The sequence below is a fragment of the Corallococcus sp. AB030 genome (assembly GCF_003668965.1).
Classification (GTDB): domain Bacteria; phylum Myxococcota; class Myxococcia; order Myxococcales; family Myxococcaceae; genus Corallococcus; species Corallococcus exiguus.
On the sequence record NZ_RAWQ01000406.1, the window covers coordinates 1 to 2,726 of the forward strand.

A 2,726-nucleotide genomic window follows, 5' to 3' on the forward strand; every position below is an offset into this window, starting at 1 on the left:
GACGAATCTCCAGCCTGTCCTCACCTGTCAGCCTTGCTGCTTTCCCTCTGCCTCGCACCCAGTGCCTCCCGTCAAGCAGGGTGCCATGGTGAGCACCCACGTGGTGCGTTCACCGCTTGAGACCGCCGGCTTTCATGATTTCGCGTTCCCCTCGGGTCGATTCCCCATGCGTTCACAGCGCCCCCATGGGCGACCGCGTCGACCTGCCCTCCACCATCGCGTCGAGATGTTGAGGAAGTGTGGAGAGCTTGCTCAAGGCGGGTAGACCTCGGAGTGGCCCGACGCGTTGATATCCTCCAGCAGGTTCATGGTGGAAAGGTGAGGCGATGAGGTACGGATTCGGAGGAGCGCTGGCCTCGTGCGTGCTCGTATTCGTGCTCGGGTGCTCGACACCGCAGGAGAACCTCGTTCTGGCGCATCGAGACGGGGTTGCCGTGTCCGCGGGTGACTCGCAAGCTGTGCGAGGAAAGGTGCTGGGCCCGCGGGGGGCCGTCGCGAATGCCGTGGTGCTGGCGACGGTCGCCCGGTCACCGAAGCCGCTGGAGATGATTCCCTGTCCATCCCGCGACGACTGGGAGGACTACGGGCTCCTCTCACCCCACTGCCGGGCGGCGTTGTTCACGCTGGAGTCGTGGCGCTCGGAGCGGTTCGAGGAGGAAGGTGTCCTGGTGCGCGCCACCACGGACCGCGAGGGTCGCTTCACGCTGACGGGGTTGGGGGCGGGGAGCTTCACGCTCTGGGTCGAGAGCCCCTCGGGCGCGGGCCTTCGGGAGGGCATCACCGCCGGAATGCAGGACGTGGAAGTGCGGCTGGCGGAGCCGCGTCCGCTGCGGGGGCGGGTGCGCGACGACAGAGGACAGTTCGCCGGGGACGTCCTGGTCACCGCCATCCACGTCACGCACCGCCGATACTTCGAGGCTCGCACCGACGCGGCGGGCCGGTTCGGGCTCCCTCCGCTTCCTCCTGGCGAGTACGTCATCCTCTTCCAGCGGGAGGGGCTGCTCTCCAGGTTCGAGGAGCTCCACGTCGCGACCCATCCTCCTCTTGAAGTGACGATGTCGCGCTCACGGACGCTGCCAGGGCGCGTGCTGCGGGGGACGAAGCCGGTGGTGGGGGCCCGGGTGTCACTCCACGGCCCGTTTCCCAGCAGGGAGACGACGACGGACAGTGCCGGACGCTTCACCTTCGAAGGCGTGCATTCGGGGCTTCATCTCCTCGCTGCCCATCACCAGGGGCTGGACGCGCTCTCGGAGGTGAAAGTGCGAGAGGGCGAGGAGGCTCCGTCAGTCGAGCTCTCACTGGAGACAGGCGTGCGGCAGCGGGGCCGGGTCGTGGACGCCAGGGGGCAGCCCATTCCCGGTGCGACCGTGTACGCGCGGATCCGGGGTGGCACGGAGTTCGACTCCGCCTGGCCTGCGAGGAGGAAGACGAAGTCCGCCGCCGACGGCACGTATGAATTGGGCCCCCTGGAGCCTGGGCGCTACCTGTTCCAGGCCCTCACCGACGGCTTCCTCGGTGAGTGGGGCACGTGGATTCGAGTGGACGGCGTGAAGCCCAAGACCTTCGTGCTGCGCGACGCCGCGGTGGTGCGGGGGGCCGTGGTGGACACGGAGGGCCGGCCGGTGGGCGGAGCGCGACTCGAACTATGGTCCAGGAAGGACGACATGGTCCCCTCGGACCTGCGCCACCTGGGGCCTCCGTGGTACCTGGGACTGGAGTCGGGGGGCTCCACGACGTCCCGTCAAGATGGAGCCTTCTTGCTCAACGCCACGGCGGCGGGCCCCTGGTTCCTGCGAGTCCAGCGGGAGGGCTTCCAGGACATCGTCCTTCCCGTGACGTCGCCGGGTTCGGATTTGCGCATCACGCTCGGAGAGGGCGCGCGCGTGAGGGGTGAGGTGACGAACTCGGAGGGAGACCCCGCCCGGAACGTCCGCGTGAGTCTGTTGCCTGTCCATGACCCGACGGACTCCCTGCCCGAGCTGGCCACGATGACGGATGCTCAGGGCTCCTTCACCTTGAGGGGGCTTCCCCCAGGGAAGTACCGGCTCCAGGCGGAGGCATGGAGTTCCCTCGAGAAGCGGTGTGTGGGGAGGGACTTGGAGGTTGCCGGTACGGAGGCGAAGCACGAGTCCTTGCGGCTTGACCAGGGGCTGCGTGTCTCGGGGCACGTGGTGGACTCCGCGGGGAGACCTCTGGTGGGCATGGAGGTGAGCCTTCAGCGAGATGGCACGTCGCAGGGGGGTGAAGGGCCAGGCTCCGTGTCATGTCCTTCGCACCTGTCCACCTCACGCGCCTGGGTGGGAGATGATGGGCGCTTCGAGGTGCTCCATCTGGACTCCGGACCACACGAGCTCACCGTGCGCGCGCGGGACTACGCGTTGGATGCCCAGGCGAGCACCGGGATATCGGCATCCGAGCACGCCAAGGCCGTTGTCGTGCAAGCGGGAAGCTCGGGCGTGCGCCTGGTGCTGCGCCATGCGCCCGGCATCCGAGGGCGGCTCACCCGCGAAGATGGCTCCCCCATCACACGCTTCAGGCTGGGCGATGAGGTGGTCGAGGACTTCGAGGGCGCGTTCTATCTCTCCACGGAGGACGCGCCGCGGACGTCCCCGCTGGTGTTCAAGGCGGCTGGGCTCGTGCCTGTGTCACGCGTGGTGACAGCGAGCAGGGGGGAAGACGTGGACCTGGGCGCGGTGGTGGCGGCCCAGGGGCGGGTGGTGAAGGGG

The 2,726-nt window shown here is 68.4% G+C and carries 1 protein-coding gene; it reads left to right on the forward strand.

All coding sequences use genetic code 11. The features are described from left to right. Positions 1-326: 326 nt before the first annotated feature. On the forward strand, positions 327-2,726 hold a 2,400-nt coding region (locus D7Y15_RS43035; protein WP_148713039.1), incomplete at its 3' end, for a carboxypeptidase-like regulatory domain-containing protein.